A 22,868-nucleotide genomic window follows, 5' to 3' on the forward strand; every position below is an offset into this window, starting at 1 on the left:
GAAGTCAAGCACTTCTGCGCTGATAATACTGCAGGTTTCACTTGTGGAAACGTAGGCCTCTGCCAGCTCTTGAGTCTTTTTAAGCCCTTATCTATTTTAACTTTTTACAGTTATCTTAGTTATGGGCTCTTTTTTTTTACCCGTTTTTTCCCCTTTATCCTACCTTTTACTCTTTATTCTTCTTTATTTCTTTTATTTATTACATTTATCTAAGCTTTATATTATATAATCATATCTTACATTTTTAAGGATTAATTTATAATGTTAGGCAAACCATTTCAACTTCGTAAGATAAATTTTTCAATAAAACATGCAGTTAGCAGATTCATTTTATCTTTTATAGTATCTCTTTTAATTGCATATTTTCCATCTTATGAAACGTTAAGTACACAAGCTACTTCAATGCTTTTTATTTTAAGCTTTTCAGCTTTTTTGTGGATGACAGGAGCAATTCCTTCTTTTGCAGTATCTTTTTTAATTATCGCGTTAGAAATTTTATTATTGGGATATCCAGATTTAAATTTTGACTCAAATTCAAAAGAGTGGCTATACTATTTAAAACCTTGGTCTTCCCCTCTAATCTTTCTTTTTTTAGCTGGTTTTATTTTGGCTATTGCAGCAAGTAAAACAAAATTGGATTTTTGGTTAGCAAAAAAAGTATTATTCCTTTTTGGAAATTCACCTAATAATGTTTTAACTGGTTTAATGCTTACAACATTTGTTTTATCTATGTTTATATCAAATACTGCAACTGCTGCTATGATGATGACTATGTTAGTTCCAATACTTAAAAATATGAAAGAGGACAACCCTTTTCAAAAAGGAATAATATTAGCCATAGTTGTTGCTGCAAATTTAGGAGGAATGGGAACTATTATAGGAACACCTCCAAATGCAATTGCTGTTGGTATATTAGGTGATAATGCTCCATCTTTTTTAGAGTGGATGATTATGGCTTTACCTCCTGGAATATTTATTCTTTTAAGTATGAGGTGGTTTATTTTAAGAATATATCCCTCAACTGAAGAGAGTATTAATATAAATAAAATAAAAAAGATACCCCATTATGATGACTCTACTACTACCTTTACAAAAATACCAACAATACCTAGTTGGAAAAAGAGTTTAGTTATATTAGTTTTTACTATTACTATTTTATTATGGTTAACAGGACCTTTACATCTTGTACCTACAACTGTTGTGGCACTTTTCCCTATAGTAGTTTTTACAATTTTTGGAATAATTACAAGTGATGATATTAAAGAGATTAGATGGGATGTTATAATTTTAATTATTGGTGGACTTGCTTTAGGTTCAGGAGTAGTAAAGACAGGATTAGACGAGTGGCTTGGAATGCAGATTAATTTACAAAATATGAATCTTTTTTTAATTGTATGTTTATTTGCACTTATAGTCATATGGGTTTCTAATTTTATGAGTAATACAGCAGCAACAAATATTATGCTTCCTTTAATAGTTGCTTTAGTTAGTTCTATGGGTGAAAGTGCTGTTAGTTATGTGGTTATATCAGTTGCTCTATGTGCATCATGTGCCATGATATTACCAGTATCTACTCCACCTAATGCAATAGCATTTTCAACAGGAAGATTAAAAGCAAAAGATTTTATGATTATTGGATTTGTTGCTGCTATAGTTGGTCCAATATTTATTCTTAGTTTACTTAGTTTTTATGCATAAAAAAAGGTCAGTTGATAACAACTGACCTTTTTTATTTGGAAAGAACGAATTATTACAGTCTAGATTCGTATCTTCTAAGCATGTATAATCTTTTAAGCATTTTCTTTCTAGCGTTAATTTTTTGTTTTTTTCTGATTTCTGTCATTGGTTCAAAAAATCTTCTAGCTCTAGTTTCAGTAACAATAAGATTTCTATCACATTGTTTCTTAAACCTTCTATATGCTTCGTCAAAAGATTCGTTCTCTTTAACTTTAATGCCTGGCACTAAAATCACCCTCTTTCTTTTAAAATTTTGAATGATGATTATATTTAAAGTTTACTTAATTCTTATTTAATCAATTTAAGATATAATTTGAAATTAAAAAAAGAGGTTAATAATTTGGACTTAACACACTTAGATGACAAAAATAGACCTAAAATGGTTGATGTATCTGAAAAAAACGATACAACTAGAGTGGCTGTAGCTTCTGGAAAAATATCTATGAGCCAAGATGCATTTGATGCAATAATTGAAAATAATACTAAAAAAGGTCCCGTTTTACAAACTGCTGTAATTGCTGCGATTCAGGGAGTAAAAAAAACATCTGACTTAATACCAATGTGTCACCCTTTATTATTAAGTGGAATAAATTGTGATATTGAAGAAGTACCAACATTGCCAGGATTTAAATTATATGTTACTGCAAAACTAACTGGACAAACTGGTGTAGAGATGGAAGCTTTAACAGGTGTTAGTGTAGGATTATTAACTATTTATGATATGGTAAAAGCTATTGATAAATCTATGGTTATTTCTGATGTACAACTTGAACATAAAAGTGGTGGGAAAAGTGGTACTTTTGAAAGAGAAAAATAGTAGGAGAGATAGTTGATTGATTTAAGTAAAGAGACTTTAAAACTTGATTATCCATGTAACTGGATATATAAATTAGTTTGTCATCATGATAAAGATATAAAGCAAATTATGACTGATGTGCTAGAATCTAGGGAACATACTGTAAAAGAGTCAAAAGTTAGTAGTAAAGGTAAATATAAAAGTTATTCATTAGAATTATTAGTTCATAATGAAGATGATAGAAAAGAACTTTATAGACTTTTAGGTGAACATGAACATATAAAAATGATTGTGTAAGAAAAGGAAAATATGAATAGAAGAAGCTTTTTAAACTCTTGTAGAGTGGCTGCATTTAGTTCTGTTGCTTATCCAATAATTAGTAGTGCAAATAGAGATTTTGCAGTTGATTCTTTAATTATTGGAAGTACTCCTGTAAAAAAAAGTGATTTGTTTATTGATAAGCATGACTTTAATGAGTTTGAATCAGTAAGAAAAAAACTTTCTCAAGTTCAAAGATATGTAGGATATGGAAATTTTAATATTATAAGTTTTGATTTAATGTTAAAATATGCAAAGTATGCAAATAATATTGAAGATTTTACTAAAAAAGAGTTAGATTTTTTAGAAAAGATTTTCTATGTTAATCCTACACAATATGGTTTTTATGGTAAAAAAATTTCTGAAAAAATTACAGAAAAGATTGAACCTAAAGATGTCGTTAAAATACCTCATACCGGTCATTATCTATTTAAAGGTAAACCAGAAAATACTTATTATGAAATGAAAAAAGATATTGGAGATACAATTACTTTAACTTCAGGAGTAAGAAGTATAGTAAAGCAGATGAAACTATATCTTGATAAGATTAATAGAACAGATGGAAACATCACAAAAGCTTCAAAATCTTTAGCTCCTCCTGCATATACATATCACTCTATTGCAGATTTTGATGTAGGTAAAAAAGGTTTAGGATATGATAATTTTACTGCAAGATTTGCATTAACAAAAGAGTTTTCTCAAATGAGAAAACTAACATATATTGAGATGAGATACACAATAAATAATAAGGATGGTGTAAGGTATGAACCTTGGCATATTAAGGTTATTTAGTTTAATTATACTACTTACTACATTAGTAAGTGCAAATGTCAAAGATTTTGACTTTGATTTAATAAAAAAAGGCCAAGAAGACCAAAATACATTACTTATTGTTGGTGGAATTCAAGGTGATGAACCTGGTGGTTTTATGGCAGCTTCATTAATAGCAACCCATTATAAGATAAAAAAAGGTTCAGTTTGGATTGTTCCAAATCTTAATTTTTACTCTATTATAAAAAGAAGTAGGGGACCATATGGGGATATGAATAGAAAATTTGCAAGAATCCCTAATAGTGATCCAGATTTTAGTGCTGTTCAAAGAATTAAAAAATATATTTCAAATGAAAAAGTAAAACTTATTTTAAATCTACATGATGGTAGTGGTTTTTATAGAAAAAAACATATAAATAATAGTTTTTCTCCAAACAGATGGGGACAAAGTGCAATTATTGACCAAGCAAAGCTTGATATTAAGACTTACGGAAATTTAGAAGAGATATCAAAACAAGTATGTAAACATGTAAATAGTAAGTTAATTAGAAAAAGAGATATTTATCATGTTAAAAATACCAAGACAAGACTTGGGGATAAAGAGATGGAAAAAACTCTTACTTACTATGCAATAAATAATGGTAAAGCTGCTTTTGGTAATGAAGCTAGTAAACAGTTACCTTTACATGAGCGAACATATTACCACCTTCTAGCAATAGAAAAATATATGGATATTATGGGTATAGAGTTTGAAAGAACATTTAAATTAGAACCTATGGCACTTAAAGATGTTATTGATAATGATATCTCTATCTCTTTTTATAATAATAAAGTGACTCTTCCTTTGGGAGAAATTAGAAACTTTGTAGGATATTTTCCAATTAGTAAAGATGGCTCTTTAGAGTTTATTCCAAGTAATCCTTTAATGACTGTAATTAAAACAGGCGATTTATATAGTATTCATTACGGAAATAGAAGAGTAGCTAGACTTTTACCTGATTATTTTGATATTGATAAAGAAGAAAAAAAAGTTCAAATGTCAATTGATGGTAAAGAGCAAGAAATTGAAATGGGCTCAATAGTAAATGTACAAAATGATTTTTTAGTAAAACCTAAAGAAAATATAAGAGTGAATATTATTGGTTATGTTAATAAATCAAAAAGTAATGAATCTGGATTAAAAGTAAGAAAAGATGAAATAATGAAAAGGTTTTCTCTTGATAAAAAAGGTAAAATTTATAGAGTAGAATTTTATAAAGAGGATAAATTTTCTGGAATGATTTTAGTAAAGTTTGATAATAATGATTTATCTATGGTTTTAAATAACTATTAGTTAGTATCTAGTTTATAGATACTAACTCTTTTTTAAATAGTTCTTGATTTAGCTTTTTACAAGCATTTTTATAAAGCTCTTCAATTCTTTGTTTATCATCTTTCATAGTATCTTGTAGCTGTTCAATACTTTCACCTGATTCTATTGCTACAAAAACTTTATACTCTTTTTTTGTAAATTTTCTTTTTAAAACTTCTTGTAACTCTTCTTCAGATTTTAAAGTTCCAACTAGTTTATCAATATTATTTGTAATTGATTTTGTAAAATTCATAATGCTCCTTTGAATTTATAATTATATTAAAATAGTCTTTATGTTTAGCTATTTATCCACTCTTTTAAACTATTAATATCTTCATATGAAGTCATGTCTAGTTTTATTGGAGTAATTGAGACATAATTGGCTTTTACTGCTTCAAAATCACAATCTTTATTTTCGCTGCTTTTCCAAATTAGTGGATGCAATCCTATCCAGTAATACTCTTCTCCTCTTGGATTTAAATGTCTTGAAGTATCATTGCCATACTCTCTATAACCAGCTTTTGTGATTTTAATACCTTTGCACTCTTCTATTGAAATAGGAGGAATATTAACATTTAAGAATTTTCTTTCTTCAAGTGGGAATTTAGAGTTTAAAATTTTTTTTGCTAACTTTACAATTATATCTTTTGCTAAGGCAAAATCCCATCCATTTTTAATATCTTGGCATCTATCTTTACAAACTTGTGAAATTGCAATTGCAGGAATTTTATGTAAAACAGCTTCCATTGCAGCAGCTGCAGTTCCACTATATGTAATATCTTCACCCATATTTGCTCCAATATTTATACCACTAATAACTAAATCAGGTTTATACCCCTCTTTAAATAAGTTATGAATAGAAATAAACATACAGTCCGTTGGACTTCCATCATCAATTTTATAGAAATCATCTTTTACATTTTGCATTCTAAGTGGTCTATCTAAAGTTAAAGAGTGACCACAAGCTGATTTATTTTTAGCAGGAGCTACAACAGTTAATTTTGCAATAGGAGAGAGTGCTTTTATTAAAGCTTTTAATCCTACTGCATCAAAGCCATCATCATTTGTTAATAGTATTTGTTTCATTAGTCTACTTTATATACTCCATCAAGATTTTGTATTAGGTTTTCTACATTATTTGCAACTTTAAAACCACTTTGTAATTCAATATCTCCAAGTTTTGATTTTACAATAATTTTTAGCTCTCTTTTGCCCTGATTATGTGCAATCACCTCAAATAGTTTATACATAATATCTTCATCATTTGAATAAGGAACTGCAATAGTTAAAGGTGGCTCGATTTTTTCAACTCTTTTAACTCTTTGTTTATCTTTTTTTGCATCATCTAAACTCTCAATTTTTCTTAAACTCATTCTTGTAAACTGGTCATCTTTAGAAATTCTTACTTTAAATGCTAATGGTTCTTCTTCATATTTATAGTCATTTTTAAGCTCATTTAATTTATCTTCAAACATCATAAGTTCAATATTTCCATGTAAGTCCATAAGATTTAAAATAGCGAATTTGTTACCTTTTTTAGATATTTTTTCAGTAATTGTTTCAACTTTTCCTACAAATAAAACTTCACTTCCATCACTAATCTCATCAATTTCTGAGCTTAGAGTATATGAAATAGCATCTAATTGTTCCCTATACTCATCTAAAGGGTGTCCTGATACATAAAAACCTAATGTATTTTTTTCAAACTCTAAAATCTCTTTAGAACTATACTCTGGTAGATGTTCAAGTTCAACTGTTACAGTTGTTAACTCTTCATCATCTCCAAAAAGTGAGCCTGTTGCCATTTTCTTTGCTTGCATTGCTTTTCCAGCAGCTTCAACAATTTGTTCAATTTGTTCAAGCATAGCTTTTCTACTATATTCAAAACAATCAAGAGCTCCTGCTTTTACTAATGACTCAATTACTCTTTTATTTACTTTACTTGCATCTATTCTTGAAATAAAGTCACTTAAATCTTTAAATTCACCACCTTCTTTTCTTGCTTTTAGAATGGATTTTATTGCTACATCACCGGCACCTTTAATGGCACCCATACCAAACATAACAACTTCTTCATTTTCAATCTTTTTTGCAGAAAATACTAAATCAGATTTATTAATATCAGGTGGAAATAGGTCTAGTCCTAGTCTTTTAACTTCATCTACATATCTTACAACTTTATCAGTATTATCTTTTTCTAAAGTTAAAAGTGCTGCCATAAACTCTGCTGGATAATAGCATTTTAAATAAGAAGTATAAAATGTTACTAATGCATATGCTGCTGAGTGTGATTTATTAAATCCATATCCAGCAAACTTTACAATAAGATCAAACAGTTCTTCACAATGTTCTTTATTATAACCTTTTTCTACTCCACCTTGTGCAAACTGAACTTTAAGTTTGTCCATCTCTTCTTTAATTTTTTTACCCATTGCCCGTCTAACTAAATCGGCACCACCAAGGCTAAATCCACCAATTGTTTGAACAATTTGCATAACTTGCTCTTGATATACAATTACTCCATAAGTTGTTTCAAGAATAGGTCTTAATGGGGCATCAAATTCATCATAGAAATAGTTAATTTCTGCACGTCCATGTTTTCTATCAATAAAATCATCAAGCATTCCTGATTCCATAGGTCCTGGTCGATAAAGTGCAAGAACGGCAATAATATCTTCAAAATTAGATGGGGCTAATCTTTTACATAAGTCTTGCATCCCATCTGATTCTATTTGAAATAATCCAATAGTATTTCCAGTTTGAATTAAGTCATAAACACCTTTGTCATTTACATCAGTTTTAATAAAGTCAATTCTTTTTCCATGTCTTTTTTCAATAAGCTTATTTGCTTCTTCAATAACTGTTAAAGTTTTAAGTCCAAGAAAGTCAAATTTAATTAAGTCAACATCTTCAACATATTTACCATTATATTGAGTAGCTAGAGTATCTAGTCCACTTGGTTTAAATAGTGGTGTTTTTTTCCATAAAGGCTCATTTGAAATAACAACACCAGCTGCGTGAGTTCCTGCATTTCTATTTAGTCCTTCTAATGCAAGAGCAAACTCCCAAACTCTTTTTGCTTGTGGGTCAGTATCACAAAGCTCTTTAATTTTTGGTTCTTTTTCCCAAGAATCAGCTAAATTAATTCCTAATTCATCAGGAATAAGTTTTGCCATAGCATCTGCTTTAGAGTAAGGCATATCAAGTACTCTAGCAACATCTCTAATAACACCTTTTGCTAAAAGTTTACCAAAAGTAATAATTTGGGCAACGTTTGCACGACCATATTGCTGAATTACATAGTCAATAATTTCACCTCTTCTTGTTTGGCAAAAATCCATATCAATATCGGGCATTGATACCCTTTCTGGATTTAGAAACCTCTCAAAAAGTAAGCCATAAGGCATTGGGTCAATATCTGTAATAAATAAAGAGTACGCAACTAAACTTCCTGCTGCTGAACCCCTACCAGGTCCAACAGGAATACCCATTTGTTTTGCAACAATAACAAAATCCCAAACAATAAGCATATATCCTGGGAATTTCATATTGTTAATAATATCTATCTCAACTTGCAATCTATCTTTGTACTCTTGGTGTTTCTCTTTTGGAACAATTTCTAGTCTTTTTTCTAATCCCTCCCAACATTTATACTCAAAAAGTTTAATATCATTTAATAAAGAGTATTCTTCTTCTGGCTCTGGAATAGTTTCATTAATCTCTTCTAATTTTTGTCTTGTAAATTTAAAGTTTGGAGGAGTAGGATTTCCTAGTTTTATCTCTAAATTACATTTATTTGCTATTTCTTGAGTTGCTTGTATTGCTTCGGGAATATCTGCGTATAATTTTGCAATTTGTTCTGGTGATTTTAAATAAAATTCATGTACTGAGTGTCTAAGTCTATTTGGGTCATCAAAAAGTTTATTCATTGCAATACACATAAATGCTTCATGAGGATTAGCATCTTTTTGTTCTAAATAGTGAGTATCATTTGTTGCAACAACTTTTATTCCTGTTTCGTGAGCAATTTTTAAAATCATGTCATCAACAAAAAGTTGGTCAGCAATACCATGTCTCATGATTTCTAAATAAAAATCATCTCCAAAAATCTCTTTATACTCTAATGCAATCTCTTTTGCTCTTTCATAACCTTTTGCACCATTTCTAACATTTCTTTCATTATTTGTATTTAAGTGCCAGTTTATCTCTCCTTGTAAACAAGCAGCAGAACAAACTAATCCTTCAGAATTCTCTCTTAAAAGCTTTTTATTTATTCTTGGATAATAATAAAAACCATACATATAAGCTTGTGAGCTTAAATACATAAGGTTTTTATATCCAGTATCATTTTTTGCATACAAACATAAGTGAAATCTCTGTTTTGTAGTTTTATCATCAACCTCTTCACTATTATGAATATATGCTTCCATTCCTATGATAGGCTTGATACCTTCTGCTCTCATTGCATTATAAAAGTCTATGGCCCCAAACATATTACCATGGTCTGTCATAGCAACACTATCCATTCCCATTGCTTTAACTTTTTTCGCTAAAGGTTTTATTTTATTTGCACCATCTAAAAGTGAATACTCTGTATGTAAATGTAAATGTGTAAATTTAGGTATATCGGACATATTAAAATCTCTATTAGTTAAGTTTTTTTAGAGTATATCTAAAAAATGATTTTGAGCCTCTTTAAAACCAAGATTAAAACAATCTTCAAGCTCTTTGAAAGTAAATAAAGAAAAACTCCTTATGTGCTTACTTCCTAAATAGTAAGTAGTGTTATTTATAGAGTATTTATGATTTTCATATAAGCTTTTGAACATTTTTCTTTTTAAAAGCTTAATAGGATTGAAATCTTGTTTATAAATAGAGTTCTTTTTAGCAAATAAATCAACTGCATAAATATCATAACCGCTGTTTTCTAAGGGCTTTATTGGAATATTATCAAAAAGTCCTCCATCAATTAAGTACATATTTTTATATTTAATTGGTTTAAATATGGGAATTAGTGCACTTGATGCCATACATAAAGTAACCACATCTCCTTTTTTAAAATAGTGAAGTTCTCTTTTTTTTAAATCATATGCATTAATAAAAACTTTTTTTGGTAAGTGTTCAAGTCTTTTTATTGGAAGAAGTTCTTTTAATACTTTATTTGATTCATCTATTTTTAAAACACCGCCTTTAAAATAGTTGAATTTTATAGCTTGCCTTGTATCTTTTGATGCAAAAATTTTTAATTGCTCTTTTGCACTTACTCCACTTGCATGGGATACGCTTATAATACTACCAATTGAAGAGCCACTATATGCTTTTATATTAATATGATTTTTTTCAAAAAAGTGTAAAACCCCTAGATGAAATGCTCCTCTTGCTGCACCACCACCTAAAGCTAAAGCTAAATTTTTTTTCATTTATCTAACCAATCAATTATGATAAATTCCCCTTCAAAAGTTTCTGCAATTGCTGTGCATGATTCAACCCAATCTCCACAATTTAAATATTCAATAGACTCTATTTTTCTTATTTCTGCTTTGTGTATATGTCCACAAATAATACCATCAAAACCTTTATTTTTAGCATGATTTGATAAAACTGCTTCAAAATCATTTATAAAACTAACAGATGATTTTACACTATCTTTTACATATTTTGAAAGTGACCAATACTTTTTTATGCCAATTTTTTGTCTTAAAAAGTTTAGTATTACATTTAAATATAAAAGTAAATCATATCCATAATCTCCTAAAATAGCTAACCATTTTTTTGTCATAGTAATAGAATCAAAGAAATCTCCATGGGTTATGTAATATCTCTTTCCATTAAGTGCTTTATACTCTAATTCATTAGAAATATGTAAGCAGTTCCCTAATATTAAAGGTACAAATGGTCTTAAAAACTCATCGTGGTTTCCAGTAATAAAAGTAACATTACATCCTTTTCTTGCTTTTTTTAAGATTTTTTGGATTACATCTGAATGAGTTTGGGGCCATACAAATTTTCTTTTTATTGCCCAACCATCAATTATATCACCTACTAAGATGAGGTTTTCACTATCATTGTTTTTTAAAAAATGAAGAAGTTTCTTGGCTTTTGAAAAACGTGTACCAAGATGAATATCTGAGATAAATATGCTTTTGTATTTCATACATGAATTTTAAGTAAGGTTGGTTACATTTAAATAACAAAAGCATGAAGTATTAGCTTTATGCTAATACTCCTTTTTTAATATTTGAATATACTTCATCTCCTTTAATGGCTCTAACAAGCTCTAGTGCAAAAGTAGTTGCGGTTGCTGGACCTTTAGAAGTAATTACATCATCATCAATAACCACCATATCATCTTTATGGTAACCATCAAGTCTTATTTTTTCTTCAAAACTTGGATAACAAGTATAGTTATGGTTTAAAACATTAGCTTTATGTAAAGCATAAGGAGCTGCGCAAATAGCAGCAATTTTTTTCTTTTTTTCTTTCATGTTTTTAAGTAGTGATTGTACTTTTTCATTTTCTGCTAGAGTGAATGCATTTGGCAAACCTCCTGGTAAAACAATCATATCAAACTCATCATTTACTTCATTAATCATGCAATCAGCTTTGATTTTTATATTATGAGCACCAGTAGTTTCAATCTGTTCAACAGCTGCTATTGTAACTTCAATATCAGCACGTCTGCATATATCAATTACTGAAATTGCTTCAATCTCTTCAAACCCATTTGCTATTGGAACTATAATTTTTGCCATACAATCTCCTTTTAGTATTTAAGTAAATTATAATAAAAAAAGCTTACTTTTTTCTCAAAGTAGAAAATATTTCTTTAAATGTTTTCAAAAGTGCTATTTCTTGGGAGTTTGGGCTTGGCTTTTCAAGAGTTTATAAGTTTGAATTAAATAAAATTTAATTAATTATAAAAAGGGGAATGCATGCTTAAATCTTTTATGAAGAGTTGTTTAAGTATTTCAGCAGTTGCTTTACTAGCTACTGGATGTGCTTATACACAAAATAGTGTTAATACTACTGCAGATTCAAACGTACAAAAAGAGAATAAGAAAGTACAAGTTACAAAACAGTACTTAAAAGTTGCACAAGATAAACAGTATCATGTAACAAGACAAAATACTTTAGAAAGTACAATTGATTCTTTAGCTACTCAAATGATGAGAAATACAAAAATACCTACAAATAAACCTGTACTTTTTACTTCATTTGTTAGACTTGATAATCTTAAAAAAACAACAGAGTTTGGTAGAGTTATTAGTGAAAGTTTAATAAATGAGTTATCAAATAGAGGTTTTAATGTAATTGAGTTTAGAGGTCAGTTAAATGTTTCTATTGATGAAAATGGTGAATACTTTATCTCAAGAGATATTAGTAAATTAAAAGAAAAAATACCAAATACATATGTTGTAGTGGGAACTTACTCTAGACAATTTGGAAAAATTGTATTAAATGCAAGGGTTGTAGATAATATTTCTGGAAGAATTATTTCAAGTTCTAGAGCAATTTATCAACATAATAAAAGAAATGATTGTGTGATATTTAAAGATTGTAAACCTCCAAGAACAATAAAAATAATAAAAGAAAAAAAGTAAGCACATAGATGAAGTACCCTTATTTTAGATTAGTAAAGCAAGTTTTTGCTTTACTTTTTTTAGCTCTATTTTTAACATCATGTGTTTATAAAAATATTGATGGTTCTAATAACTTTCACTCTTTTGTGAATTCTTTAGTGGAAAAATCAGTAAAAAAATTAAATGAAAATCTATATATTACAGATACTGTGTTAGTATCTGATTTTGTTAATATTGATAGATTGGAAAACAGGTCTAAATTAGGGTTTTTATTATCATCTACTTTAAAAGATAGACTTTTAGCAAATAATATTACAGTAAGAGAAGTTGAATTAAGAAAACATTTTACAATAGGACAAAATGGTTTTAATTTATTAAGTAGAGATGCAAGTGCTATTAATAGAAAAATCGCAGATGCAAGATATGCTTTTGTAGGAACATATACTTTAACTACTAAAAACTTAATTGTCTTTATAAAAATGATTGATTTAGATACAGGAAATATTCTTAGCTCTTCACAAGGAAGTGTTATGATTGATGAAGAGATTATTCAACTTGAAAGAAAAGCAGATATAAAACAAGTTTATACTCCAATGGTTTTATAAAAGTATATCTTCTATTAAAAATTGAGCGTTTATTTCACCTCTAAATTCATTTTTATTAATTGAAACTACTATATCAATAAATTCACTATTTATAATTGTATCATGATGGAATTTAAGTGCCTCAAATATATATCCATCACTATTAAGAAGTAGCTTTAAATGGTTTTTATCTCTTCCTATTAGCTCAGATTTTAGAACTTTTGCTTTACTTATTTGGAAAATTGGCTTTTTATTTTCTAAGCCATAAGGTTCAAATCTTTCAATAATTGATAAAAACTCTAAATCTACACTTGAAGCATCTAATTCTCCTAGACACTCATATTGTATATGCAAATCCTCTTGTTCAATATCTATTACTAAAGAGTTTATTTGTTTTTGGAAAGCTTTTAAGTTTTTTTCTTCAAGAGTTAATCCAGCTGCATTTTTATGTCCACCAAAACCTTTTAGTAAAGTTGAACATTTAGTAATTAGTGTATGAAGATTTATTTTTGCATTTGCTCTTGCACTTCCTTTTGCAATACCATCTTTTACACAAAAAACAAAAGCAGGTTTTTTGTATGTATTTGATAGTTTTGAAGCAACTATTCCAATTACTCCTTCATGCCAATCTTGCCCCCAAACAACAATAACATTGTCCTCATGGTTTATGGCTTTAGATGCTTTATTTGTAATCTCTTGTTGTAAACTCTTTCTATAATTATTAAGTTCATCTAATAAACTTAATGCCTCATTTGCTTCATAATCACTTTTTGATAATAAAAAAGACAGAGCAATTGATGCGTCATCCATTCTACCTGCACTATTTATTTTTGGAGCAATCATAAAACCAATATCATCTGATACATAAAATTTTTTGTTTAAAACTTCATCTAACTTTTTTAATGCTGGTCTATTAGACTCTTTTATCTTTTTTAATCCATATCTTACTAAAGTATAATTAAGGCTTGTCATAGGCATTATATCTGCAATAATTGCAATACATAAAAGGTCTAAAAACTCTTTCATATTAACTTGTAAATTAAGTTCATTTTTTATTGCAGCACATAAATACCATGCAACTTGTGCTCCACAAATCTCTTTAAAAGGGAAAGTACAATCATATTGTTTTGGATTAACAATTGCATATGCATCAGGCAGAACTTCTCCAACTGTATGATGATCTGTAATTATTAAATCTATATTTTTATCTTTTAACTCTTTTGCTGCTTGTATTGCACTAATACCGTTATCAACAGTAATTACTAAACCCTTATCAATCATATCTACAATTTTAGTAGATAATCCATAACCATGTTCAAATCTATTAGGAATTATATGTTTAATTTTGTATCCTACTTTATTAAAAAAATCAACCATTATTGTTGTTGATACAACACCATCTACATCATAATCTCCTACGATTGTAATTGGTTCATTATTTAAAATTGCTATTTTTATTCTTTCAACAGCTTTTTTGATATCTTTTAATAAAAAAGGATTTGGAATATCACTTAGCTTTGCATAAGGGTTATCCTTATGCCTTGCTAAAAGTAGTTCAAAAAGTCTTTGTTTTGTAACTTTTTGCATTATATATTTTTAGTTGCTTGGTTAACAAACTCTAAAATAATTGGATTTGGTGTTTCTAAATGAGAAGTAAACTCTGGGTGAAATTGTACTCCTACAAACCATGGATGGTCTTCAATCTCTACAGCTTCAATTAAACCATTTGATTCTCCTGAAATAATCATTCCAGCTTTTTCTAAAGCCCCTTTATATTTTGGATTTGCTTCATATCTATGTCTATGTCTTTCATAATAAATATCATCATTTCCATAAGCTTTTTTAAGATTTGTTCCCTCTTTTGGCTCAAATGGATACTCACCTAATCTCATTGTTCCACCCATTGGTGATTCATGTGTTCTTAGTTGTTTCTCACCACTTTGGTCAATAAATTCATCAATTAAATAGATTACAGGATTTTTTGCATCAGCATTAAACTCAACAGAGTTTGCATCTTCAAGTTCAAGAACATTTCTACAATACTCAACAATAGATAGTTGCATACCTAAGCAGATTCCTAGATATGGTATTTTATTCTCTCTTGCATATTGAATTGCTTTTAATTTTCCTTCTACACCTCTGTGTCCAAAACCACCTGCAACTAAAACAGCATCAGAATTTCCAATAACTTCATATGCTCCTACATCTTCAATTCTTTCACTATCACACCAGTTAATATTAATTTTAGTATTTAAGTGTGCTCCTGCATGAGTTAGTGCTTCTGTTAATGATTTATATGACTCTTTTAAATCTAAGTATTTACCTACAAATGCAATATTTACTTCATGTTGAGGAAGAATAATATGTTTTACTAATGTGCTCCATTTATCCATATTTGGTTTTAATTTAATATTAAAATGATTAGATATTGGATTTAGGATTCCTTCCTTTATAAAGTTTAATGGAACTTGATAAATAGAGGCTGCATCACCACACTCAATTACCGCATCATAATTAACATCACAAGACATTGCAAGTTTTCTTTTTAAATCTTTTGGAAGAGGTTGTTCAGTTCTACATACTAACATATGTGGTGTAATACCAATTCTTCTTAACTCTTGAACTGAGTGCTGAGAAGGTTTAGTTTTAAGCTCACCAGCAGCAGCAATATAAGGAATTAGTGTAACATGAATATTCATAGTATTAGTTTTTGGAAGGTCATGTCTTAACTCTCTAATTGCTTCCATAAAAGGTAAACCTTCAATATCTCCAACTGTTCCACCAAGTTCAACAATTAAAAAGTCAAAGCCTTCACCAGCATTTAAAACTCTATTTTTAATTTCATCAACTACATGTGGGATAACCTGTATAGTCTTACCTAGGTAACCACCTTCTCTTTCTCTTTTTATTACTGATTGATAAACTTGTCCAGTTGTAAAGTTGTTTTGCGCACTTAAAGTTGCATCTATAAATCTTTCGTAATGTCCAATATCAAGGTCTGTTTCTGCACCATCAGCAGTAACAAAAACTTCTCCATGTTCAAGTGGACTCATTGTTCCTGGATCAACATTTAAGTAAGGGTCAATTTTAAGCATACTTACTCTAAGTCCAGACTGTTTTAATATTGTTGCAATTGAAGCTGAAGTAATTCCTTTTCCTAAAGAACTTAGAACTCCACCCGTTACAAAAATGAATTTTGTCATTAATAACTCCGTAAAAAAAATGATAATAATAATTTCGCGATTGTATCTTAATTTTATTTAAGAATAAGTTAAGCAAAAGAAGTTTTGAACTTCTTTTGCGATTTATTTAAGTTTATCTGCTCTTGGATAGATAAATACAGCTTCTCTTAATACAGAGATTTTTTTAGGGTCATCTTTTGCAAATGCTCTAATTGTAACTTTAATAGGTGTATCTTTTGTATTGTCATCAACAAGTTCTTTTGTCGTACTTAAAACAACAACTTTCTTTCTTAACTTTCCAGGAGAAAGTGAAAATGGCTTAAATCTTTTAATAACAATATCATCATGTCCAACAACTTCTAAATCATAAGTATGTCTTTTTGAGTCTGTATTTTGAAATAAGAATAAGAAGTTATTTGTAACTTCATTTCCTTCTTTAATTTTATATAACTCAGTTGTTTTGTTGATATTTAAAAGCATATGCTCTTTTTTTCCACCCATAATAAATAATAAAGCAATAACAACAACTAATGCAGCAGTATACATAATAGTTGATTTTCTTACTACTTTTGTTTCTTTATTATTTTTTATCTCATTTGTACTAGACCACTGAACTAAAGAAGGTTTTCCAAGTTTACCCATAACAGTTGTACAAGCATCAACACACTCTAAACAGTTAATACATTCAAGTTGTAAACCTTTTCTAATATCAATATGTGTTGGACAGACAGTTACACAAGCTTCGCAAGTGGTACACTCATTTTTTTCATCTGGTAAATCTTTTTGTTTGAAAATAATTTTCTCACTATTTTCATTGTAGATATTACCACCTCTATTTGTAGAGTAGATAGCTTGGTATGTATTATCATCATATAGTACAGATTGCACTCTTGAATAAGGACATACATAAACACAGAAATCCTCTTTTAAAAATATTACATCATAAATTAAAAAACCTGCAATTGCTAAAACAAAACCAATTAAAAACATATGATCCATTGGATTTTGTAAATAAGCAAAGAAATCTTCAGGTGGAACAAAGTACCACATAAAATCAGCAGCTGCAACTAAAGCTAAAACTGACCATAAAAGAATAGCAATTACTCTTTTAGAAGCATTTTCAGCTTTTTTCCAGTTTGGTTCTTTTTGTTTATTTTTTATTCTTCTAAGACCTAAAAGTTTTGTTTCTATTAAATCTCTATAAATAACTCTAAATATTGTTTGTGGACAGGCCCATCCACACCATGCTCTACCTCCAATAGAAGTTACAGCAAAGATTCCTAAAAAAAGAAGCATTAATAAAAATGGCATTAAATAAAGCTCTTGCATATCAAATGCTACACCCATCAAGTGTAGCTGCTTTTTATCAAATGATAGCAAAAATATGTGATTGCCATCTATTCTTATAAAAGGAATAACCAAAGCAACAATTGTTGCTAAAGTGTAAGCATAATATCTTTTTATTCTATAAGGAGTTTTTTTCAAGTACTCGTTTTTCTCTTGACTCATCGTCTCTTCCTTTATTATAGTAACAGAATTGTTACAACAATTGTATATAAAACAACCTTATAATAAACATAAGTAAATATAAGTAAAACTTATGTAATATTTCTAAAGAGAACGAATTTTATAATTTAAGTATTATTTTGATTAAATTTTTAAAATAATTAACTATTTTAAATTTACCTTCAAAAAGAGAGTATAAGCATTTTTAGTAATTAAGTAAGGAGTTACTAATTATAAACAAAATTAATAACCCCTAAATACTAAAAAAAACTAATTAAATTTAAAATTTATATGAAATTGTTGCATTTAATTGATCTAAATCAGTATAGCTTGAGTCTTCATCCATATTCATTCTAGTATATCCTAGAGTAAAAGCAATGTTTTTATTAAAATTATAACCTACCCAAATATCAAGCTCATCAGAATCATATTTGCCATGTTCCATTAAACCATATAAAGCAGTAACATTAGTTTTACCAAAACTTTTACTTACTTGTAAGTATGTAGTTTTTGCATCTGCATCATAAGATGAATCTCCTTCTTCAAAAGGAACAACAGTTTCTCCAGTTTTTGCAATTGCTCCATATAAGTCACTATCTTTGCCTGTTTCATAATAACCTAATGTTGTAGTATATCCAGCATAAGTTGCATATGCTTTAATCTCACTAAGTTCTTCATCTTTATTTGGTAAATCATCTTTAGATGCTTCAATGTATTGTATTTGAAGACCTGTTTTAACTTCTTTAAATTTAGTATCAAAGTTAATTCTTCCTCCTGTCATATCATAAGCATCTGGTGCATCAAAATAGTATGCTTTTGCTTTAAAATTTTCATTGAATTTATATGCAAGGGCAACTTTATAAAGACCTTTATTTTCATTAATATCTTCTACTGGTCTAATATTTTTAATATCAGCTCTTCCTCTACCTTCTACATAAATTAAATCAAAATTCATATTTTCAAGTGGAGTAGTTCTTACTGTTATACCGTCAAATAAGTGTGTTAAACCCATTTCATAAAGTTTTTGTCTACCAATTTTAATACTAACTTTATCAATATCATAAGCTAAATAAGTATCAGTTAAAAGTGAATGTCCATCATAATCGTAGAATCTTTCAGTTGAATCACCTTTACCATGTCCAGTATCAAAATCTTTATCATCTTCAAAGATACTAGTAAATGCTCTCATACCAATATTTAAACTAAAATTTTTGTATGAAGCAGTTTTATAGTATAATCCAATTGAACTAACAGCATATTCTGTGTCTGAGTAGTAAGTTGATGTCTCTTTATCTTGATTTCTTACCTCATAAGCTAAAGAGATATCTCCTGATGTTGTACCATTTTTAAATGCATCAATTAAACTATCAGCATTAATTGCACTACAGCTTCCAACAAGTAGCATTGTTGCTAAACTAAGTTTTACTTTTTTCATTTTGTTCTCCTTTTAAAGAATAATCCAATATTATGCGTATGGACTATTAAAGCTTTATAGCTTTTGCAAAGGCTATAAAATATAACCCTTGGAAGAACCATAATAAACAGCAACACTATTAAGTGTTACTGCTTTAGGGTTAACCAAATCTATATTCAACTCCAAAAGTTCCATTAGGATATTCCCATTTTTTTAAGATTGTATCTTTACAAAGGATTCTACAAGTTCCACACTCTAAACATCCAGCATAATCAAAGTGTATATTTCCACTTTCATCTTTTTTATATAAACCAGCAGGACAAGCAAGTTCTAGTTTCTTAAACTCTTTTTCATCTGGGTTATCAATTAATTCAATATGTGCTTCACCTTCATCAACAAAAAACTTATTTACACCTAGTTTTACATCTACATTTACTAAATTTTTCATATTGATTTTACTCCTTTAAATCCATCTTTAAGTAAATTCATAAAACCTACTTTTTTAAGATGAGGCATAACCATTTTTCTCATAGGTACACTAGGACCATTAATTGTGAACATATCTTTCATAATTCCTGATACCATGTCAGGATAGTCATTAAACATTCTTTCATTATCTAAAAATTGAGGAAGCTCTTTATAAAGTTTTAAATCTTTCATAACGAAGCTATCTTCTAAATTTTGTACATATTTATTTAAAGAGTTTTTAGAAAAATCACCCTTTTTATTAGCTTCAATAATTGCATTTGCTGCTGCTTCTCCTGAAGCAATAGCTAAATCCATTCCTCTTACTGTATATCCTACATTCAAACAAAGTCCTGCTGCATCACCTACTATTACTACACCATCTCTTACCATTTCAGGAAGCATATGTAATCCACCTTCTGGAACTACATGAGCTGAGTATTCAACTATTTCTCCACCTTCAACTAAAGGTTTTATTGTTGGATGGTTTTTAAAATCTTCTAGCATTTGAGGAATACTTTTGCCTGCTTTTTCGATATTGTGAAGTCCAAATACTACACCTAAAGAGATACTATCTTCATTTGTATATATAAATCCTCCACCCATATATCCATCAGATGGCATACCTGCAAAAAGCCAAGCAGTTCCTTCTTTATCTGTACAAGCAAATCTATCATTTATTTGTTGTTTTGATAATTTTATTACTTCTTTTGCACCTACTGCGCAGTGATGAGGTGTTACTTTAGAAACCATACCTAGTTTTTCTCCTAAAATAGAGTTAACTCCATCTGCAAGAATAACTACATCAGCTTCCATCTCTTCACCACCTGCAATTACACCACAAACTTTGTTATCTCTAACAATTAGGTCATCTACTCTAATACCAGGAATAATTCCAACCCCAGCTTCTTCAGCTTTTTGTGCTAACCACTCATCAAACTTTGCTCTTAACACAGTATATGATTTATCTTCGTTATTAGTACTTTCTTTAGTAGAGTAATCCATAGTTACACAACTATTATCATTCATAAAAGATATTTTTTCATGAACAACAGATCTCTCAATTGGTGCTTCATTAGCAAAATCAGGGAAGATTTTCTCAATACTATGAGCATATAATCTTCCTCCTGTCATATTTTTAGAACCAGAGAAGTTCCCTTTTTCAATTAAAAGAGTCTCTAGTCCAGCATTAGCAAGCATATATGCTGTAATACAACCTGCTAATCCTCCTCCTACAATTATCGCGTCAAATTTATCTTCAGACATAAATCACCTCAAATATTTTTTTATTACCCTTTAAGTGCTTTTGTTACTGCAGGTAAAACAGTATATAAATCTCCAACTATTCCATAATCTGCATAATCAAAAATAGGAGCATTTTTATCTTTGTTAATTGCAATAATAGTTTGTGAGTCTTTTGCACCAACCATATGTTGAATTTGTCCAGAAATACCAATTGCTACATAAATTTCAGGTTTTGCCATAACACTTGAGATACCAATATATCTTTCATGTTCCATCCATTTTTCACCCTCAGCAATAGGTCTTGAACAACCAAGTTCAGCATCCATAGCTTTACATAACTCTTCAGCTAATGAAATATCTTCTTGTTTTGCAATACCTCTACCAATAGCAACTATATTTTTTGCTTTATTTAAATCAACACTACTTCCTTCTTTTGCAGTTTTTTCAATACATTTAATTGAATTTTTATTCTCTACAAAATCAACTTTTTTAACTTCTCCTACTTTGCTTTCATCTTTTTGTGCATTTGAAAAAGTACCACTTGCAATTACTGCAATAGAGGCTTCACTTTTAATAGTTTCTAAACCATTTGCTAAACCACCGTAAACCATATGTTTACAATTAATATTATTATTTTCAATACTTATTTCTGATACTTCAGTTACTAATCCTGCTTCTAATTCAATACTTAATAAAGATGCCAATGATTTACATCTTCTTGTTCCTGGCATTAAAACTAAAGACTTTCCTTCTGTTTGAATTACATTAGCAATTGTTTTTGAGTAGTTTTCAATAATATTACTTGAATCATCGCTTTTTATTAAGAATACTTCATTTGCCCCATAAGCAAAAGCTTCTTTAGCTTCATCTTCAGTAAGAACAATCGCTTTTACATTTTCACCTAACTCTAATCCACCAGAGATAACTTCTGTTAATCTTGAAGAAGTATCACTAAAAACCCATACATTAGATAATTTGCTCATAAAAATTCCTTTACTTAAATAATTTTTCTTAAATTGTTTACAAATTCAGCGATTTGATCTTCACTATCACCTTCAACAATAATATGTGCTCTCTCTTTTTTCTTAGGAGCTTTAATTTCAACTAAATCAACTAAATTTGAATCTTCAACTACAACTTCTTTAACATTTACAGGTTTTTTCCCTGCTGCTAAAATGGCTTTCATTCCAGGAATTGAAGGTTCATTAATATCAGCCGATACACAAATAACTGCAGGAAGAGGTATCTCTAAAGTTTCTACTTCATTTTCTAAAGCTCTTTTTGCAACTACTTTATTTTCATCAATTGATACAATTTGACTAATTCCATTAACAGTTGGTACGTCTAATAATGCACCAAGTTTTATACCAGTTTGTTGTGCATATAAATCACCTGAACCATCTCCACAAATAATTAAATCAAAACCTTGTTCTTTTGCTACTTCACTTAAAATTTTTGATGTTTGATGTGGTAATAAATTTTCATATTTCTCATCAGTAACCACTACAAGCTCATCTAAACCTCTAGAAAGCATATCTTTTCTTACTTTTACATTTTCAAGCTTTTTACCACCAACACTTAATGCAGTGATTGTTGCATCTGCATTTTGCTTTTTAATATCTACTGCTGTTTGAATAGCATTTAAGTCAAATTGACTTATTTTTGGAGCAGCTTTACTCATGTCTAACGTTCCATCATTTTGAACAACAATATCTTGATCTTCTGGTACTAATTTACAACCAACTAAAATTTTCATTTAATTCTCCTTTATTTTTTTTAATTATTTCCACTCAGCAAGAGCGAAGTTAAAATAGATCATTTGAGGGTCATTAGCATCAATAACTCTAAACCTAATAGAATTATCATCCCACTTCCAAATTTGAGTTTTAATAGTACAACCAGGGAAAAGAGGCTTAGTA

The 22,868-nt window shown here is 29.0% G+C and carries 22 protein-coding genes; 7 read left to right on the forward strand and 15 right to left on the reverse strand.

What is annotated here, in order from left to right:
• The first annotated feature begins 261 nt into the window (after positions 1–261).
• Complete coding sequence (locus tag CP960_RS11485) at positions 262–1,698, forward strand: SLC13 family permease (protein ID WP_101185636.1); 1,437 nt, start codon at positions 262–264, stop codon at positions 1,696–1,698.
• 52 nt (positions 1,699–1,750) lie between these two features.
• On the opposite strand, the gene rpsU is transcribed toward CP960_RS11485, so the two are convergent.
• Positions 1,751–1,963 carry a 30S ribosomal protein S21 gene (rpsU, locus tag CP960_RS11490; protein ID WP_099343194.1) on the reverse strand — a complete coding sequence of 71 codons (213 nt, stop codon included), beginning with the start codon at positions 1,961–1,963 and terminating at the stop codon, positions 1,751–1,753.
• A gap of 114 nt (positions 1,964–2,077) precedes the next feature.
• Between rpsU and moaC the strand changes: the two genes are divergently transcribed.
• From moaC to CP960_RS11510, 4 genes are read left to right on the forward strand one after another with little or no spacing between them, the layout of a single operon-like run.
• On the forward strand, positions 2,078–2,554 hold the full coding sequence (gene moaC, locus CP960_RS11495) for a cyclic pyranopterin monophosphate synthase MoaC (protein WP_101185656.1): 477 nt from the start codon (positions 2,078–2,080) through the stop codon (positions 2,552–2,554).
• Between the two features lie 12 nt (positions 2,555–2,566).
• Positions 2,567–2,830: an HP0495 family protein gene (locus CP960_RS11500; RefSeq protein ID WP_101185637.1), complete on the forward strand. Its 264-nt coding sequence runs from the start codon at positions 2,567–2,569 to the stop codon at positions 2,828–2,830.
• Positions 2,831–2,842: 12 nt separating this feature from the next.
• Positions 2,843–3,643 (forward strand): M15 family metallopeptidase, encoded by an 801-nt coding sequence (locus tag CP960_RS11505; protein ID WP_101185638.1) that lies wholly within the window; start codon positions 2,843–2,845, stop codon positions 3,641–3,643.
• Positions 3,615–4,955, forward strand: coding sequence for a M14 family metallopeptidase (locus tag CP960_RS11510; RefSeq protein ID WP_101185639.1), 1,341 nt, complete (start codon positions 3,615–3,617; stop codon positions 4,953–4,955). The genes CP960_RS11505 and CP960_RS11510 overlap by 29 nt, the downstream gene beginning before the upstream one ends.
• Positions 4,956–4,962: 7 nt before the next feature.
• Here CP960_RS11510 and CP960_RS11515 read toward each other — a convergent pair whose 3' ends face one another.
• Genes CP960_RS11515 through CP960_RS11540 form a run of 6 tightly spaced genes read right to left on the reverse strand, consistent with a single transcriptional unit; the run spans position 4,963 to position 11,725 of the window.
• Positions 4,963–5,226: a hypothetical protein gene (locus CP960_RS11515; protein ID WP_101185640.1), complete on the reverse strand. Its 264-nt coding sequence runs from the start codon at positions 5,224–5,226 to the stop codon at positions 4,963–4,965.
• Positions 5,227–5,270: 44 nt separating this feature from the next.
• Positions 5,271–6,059, reverse strand: coding sequence for a 5'/3'-nucleotidase SurE (gene surE, locus CP960_RS11520; RefSeq protein ID WP_101185641.1), 789 nt, complete (start codon positions 6,057–6,059; stop codon positions 5,271–5,273).
• Positions 6,059–9,607, reverse strand: a complete 3,549-nt coding sequence (gene dnaE, locus CP960_RS11525) for a DNA polymerase III subunit alpha (RefSeq protein ID WP_101185642.1) — start codon at positions 9,605–9,607, stop codon at positions 6,059–6,061. Before dnaE ends, surE begins: the two co-directional genes overlap by 1 nt.
• A 27-nt stretch (positions 9,608–9,634) precedes the next feature.
• Positions 9,635–10,393, reverse strand: coding sequence for a patatin-like phospholipase family protein (locus CP960_RS11530; protein WP_101185643.1), 759 nt, complete (start codon positions 10,391–10,393; stop codon positions 9,635–9,637).
• Entirely contained in the window at positions 10,390–11,127 is a 738-nt protein-coding gene (locus tag CP960_RS11535; RefSeq protein WP_101185644.1) for a UDP-2,3-diacylglucosamine diphosphatase, read from the reverse strand. The genes CP960_RS11530 and CP960_RS11535 overlap by 4 nt, the downstream gene beginning before the upstream one ends.
• 58 nt (positions 11,128–11,185) lie before the next feature.
• Positions 11,186–11,725, reverse strand: coding sequence for a DJ-1 family glyoxalase III (locus tag CP960_RS11540; RefSeq protein WP_101185645.1), 540 nt, complete (start codon positions 11,723–11,725; stop codon positions 11,186–11,188).
• A 180-nt stretch (positions 11,726–11,905) separates the two neighbouring features.
• Here CP960_RS11540 and CP960_RS11545 point away from each other — a divergent pair, with 180 nt between their 5' ends.
• Both CP960_RS11545 and CP960_RS11550 read left to right on the forward strand, forming a co-directional pair.
• Positions 11,906–12,574: a FlgO family outer membrane protein gene (locus tag CP960_RS11545; RefSeq protein WP_101185646.1), complete on the forward strand. Its 669-nt coding sequence runs from the start codon at positions 11,906–11,908 to the stop codon at positions 12,572–12,574.
• Positions 12,575–12,582: 8 nt separating this feature from the next.
• The gene (locus tag CP960_RS11550; protein ID WP_101185647.1) at positions 12,583–13,158 is read left to right on the forward strand and encodes a FlgO family outer membrane protein; all 576 of its coding nucleotides are present in this window, start codon (positions 12,583–12,585) and stop codon (positions 13,156–13,158) included.
• Here the strand turns inward: CP960_RS11550 and recJ are convergent.
• The 8 genes from recJ to fixA form a co-directional block, all read right to left on the reverse strand.
• Positions 13,153–14,724 carry a single-stranded-DNA-specific exonuclease RecJ gene (recJ, locus tag CP960_RS11555; RefSeq protein WP_101185648.1) on the reverse strand — a complete coding sequence of 524 codons (1,572 nt, stop codon included), beginning with the start codon at positions 14,722–14,724 and terminating at the stop codon, positions 13,153–13,155. The genes CP960_RS11550 and recJ overlap by 6 nt on opposite strands.
• Entirely contained in the window at positions 14,724–16,340 is a 1,617-nt protein-coding gene (locus CP960_RS11560; RefSeq protein ID WP_101185649.1) for a CTP synthase, read from the reverse strand. Before CP960_RS11560 ends, recJ begins: the two co-directional genes overlap by 1 nt.
• Before the next feature lie 102 nt (positions 16,341–16,442).
• Entirely contained in the window at positions 16,443–17,828 is a 1,386-nt protein-coding gene (gene ccoG / locus CP960_RS11565; protein ID WP_101185650.1) for a cytochrome c oxidase accessory protein CcoG, read from the reverse strand.
• A gap of 277 nt (positions 17,829–18,105) precedes the next feature.
• Positions 18,106–19,260, reverse strand: coding sequence for an Opr family porin (locus tag CP960_RS11570; RefSeq protein ID WP_101185651.1), 1,155 nt, complete (start codon positions 19,258–19,260; stop codon positions 18,106–18,108).
• A gap of 139 nt (positions 19,261–19,399) precedes the next feature.
• Positions 19,400–19,687, reverse strand: coding sequence for a ferredoxin family protein (locus CP960_RS11575; protein WP_196778337.1), 288 nt, complete (start codon positions 19,685–19,687; stop codon positions 19,400–19,402).
• Complete coding sequence (locus CP960_RS11580) at positions 19,684–20,970, reverse strand: FAD-dependent oxidoreductase (protein WP_101185653.1); 1,287 nt, start codon at positions 20,968–20,970, stop codon at positions 19,684–19,686. Before CP960_RS11580 ends, CP960_RS11575 begins: the two co-directional genes overlap by 4 nt.
• 23 nt (positions 20,971–20,993) lie before the next feature.
• Positions 20,994–21,932 carry an FAD-binding protein gene (locus tag CP960_RS11585; protein WP_101185654.1) on the reverse strand — a complete coding sequence of 313 codons (939 nt, stop codon included), beginning with the start codon at positions 21,930–21,932 and terminating at the stop codon, positions 20,994–20,996.
• A gap of 14 nt (positions 21,933–21,946) precedes the next feature.
• The gene (fixA, locus tag CP960_RS11590; protein ID WP_101185655.1) at positions 21,947–22,705 is read right to left on the reverse strand and encodes a putative electron transfer flavoprotein FixA; all 759 of its coding nucleotides are present in this window, start codon (positions 22,703–22,705) and stop codon (positions 21,947–21,949) included.
• Positions 22,706–22,868: the final 163 nt, after the last annotated feature.

This window comes from Malaciobacter halophilus (assembly GCF_002837275.1).
In the GTDB taxonomy this organism is placed as follows: domain Bacteria; phylum Campylobacterota; class Campylobacteria; order Campylobacterales; family Arcobacteraceae; genus Malaciobacter; species Malaciobacter halophilus.

What these genes read in the sequence shown, in the direction of transcription:
- CP960_RS11485 (WP_101185636.1), top strand. Translation starts at nt 262, where the DNA reads ATGTTAGGCAAACCATTTCAACTTCGTAAGATAAATTTTTCAATAAAA.
- CP960_RS11505 (WP_101185638.1), top strand. Translation starts at nt 2,843, where the DNA reads ATGAATAGAAGAAGCTTTTTAAACTCTTGTAGAGTGGCTGCATTTAGT.
- CP960_RS11510 (WP_101185639.1), top strand. Translation starts at nt 3,615, where the DNA reads ATGAACCTTGGCATATTAAGGTTATTTAGTTTAATTATACTACTTACT.
- CP960_RS11515 (WP_101185640.1), bottom strand. Translation starts at nt 5,226, where the DNA reads ATGAATTTTACAAAATCAATTACAAATAATATTGATAAACTAGTTGGA.
- surE (WP_101185641.1), bottom strand. Translation starts at nt 6,059, where the DNA reads ATGAAACAAATACTATTAACAAATGATGATGGCTTTGATGCAGTAGGA.
- dnaE (WP_101185642.1), bottom strand. Translation starts at nt 9,607, where the DNA reads ATGTCCGATATACCTAAATTTACACATTTACATTTACATACAGAGTAT.
- CP960_RS11530 (WP_101185643.1), bottom strand. Translation starts at nt 10,393, where the DNA reads ATGAAAAAAAATTTAGCTTTAGCTTTAGGTGGTGGTGCAGCAAGAGGA.
- CP960_RS11535 (WP_101185644.1), bottom strand. Translation starts at nt 11,127, where the DNA reads ATGAAATACAAAAGCATATTTATCTCAGATATTCATCTTGGTACACGT.
- CP960_RS11540 (WP_101185645.1), bottom strand. Translation starts at nt 11,725, where the DNA reads ATGGCAAAAATTATAGTTCCAATAGCAAATGGGTTTGAAGAGATTGAA.
- CP960_RS11545 (WP_101185646.1), top strand. Translation starts at nt 11,906, where the DNA reads ATGCTTAAATCTTTTATGAAGAGTTGTTTAAGTATTTCAGCAGTTGCT.
- CP960_RS11550 (WP_101185647.1), top strand. Translation starts at nt 12,583, where the DNA reads ATGAAGTACCCTTATTTTAGATTAGTAAAGCAAGTTTTTGCTTTACTT.
- recJ (WP_101185648.1), bottom strand. Translation starts at nt 14,724, where the DNA reads ATGCAAAAAGTTACAAAACAAAGACTTTTTGAACTACTTTTAGCAAGG.
- CP960_RS11560 (WP_101185649.1), bottom strand. Translation starts at nt 16,340, where the DNA reads ATGACAAAATTCATTTTTGTAACGGGTGGAGTTCTAAGTTCTTTAGGA.
- ccoG (WP_101185650.1), bottom strand. Translation starts at nt 17,828, where the DNA reads ATGAGTCAAGAGAAAAACGAGTACTTGAAAAAAACTCCTTATAGAATA.
- CP960_RS11570 (WP_101185651.1), bottom strand. Translation starts at nt 19,260, where the DNA reads ATGAAAAAAGTAAAACTTAGTTTAGCAACAATGCTACTTGTTGGAAGC.
- CP960_RS11575 (WP_196778337.1), bottom strand. Translation starts at nt 19,687, where the DNA reads ATGAAAAATTTAGTAAATGTAGATGTAAAACTAGGTGTAAATAAGTTT.
- CP960_RS11580 (WP_101185653.1), bottom strand. Translation starts at nt 20,970, where the DNA reads ATGTCTGAAGATAAATTTGACGCGATAATTGTAGGAGGAGGATTAGCA.
- CP960_RS11585 (WP_101185654.1), bottom strand. Translation starts at nt 21,932, where the DNA reads ATGAGCAAATTATCTAATGTATGGGTTTTTAGTGATACTTCTTCAAGA.
- fixA (WP_101185655.1), bottom strand. Translation starts at nt 22,705, where the DNA reads ATGAAAATTTTAGTTGGTTGTAAATTAGTACCAGAAGATCAAGATATT.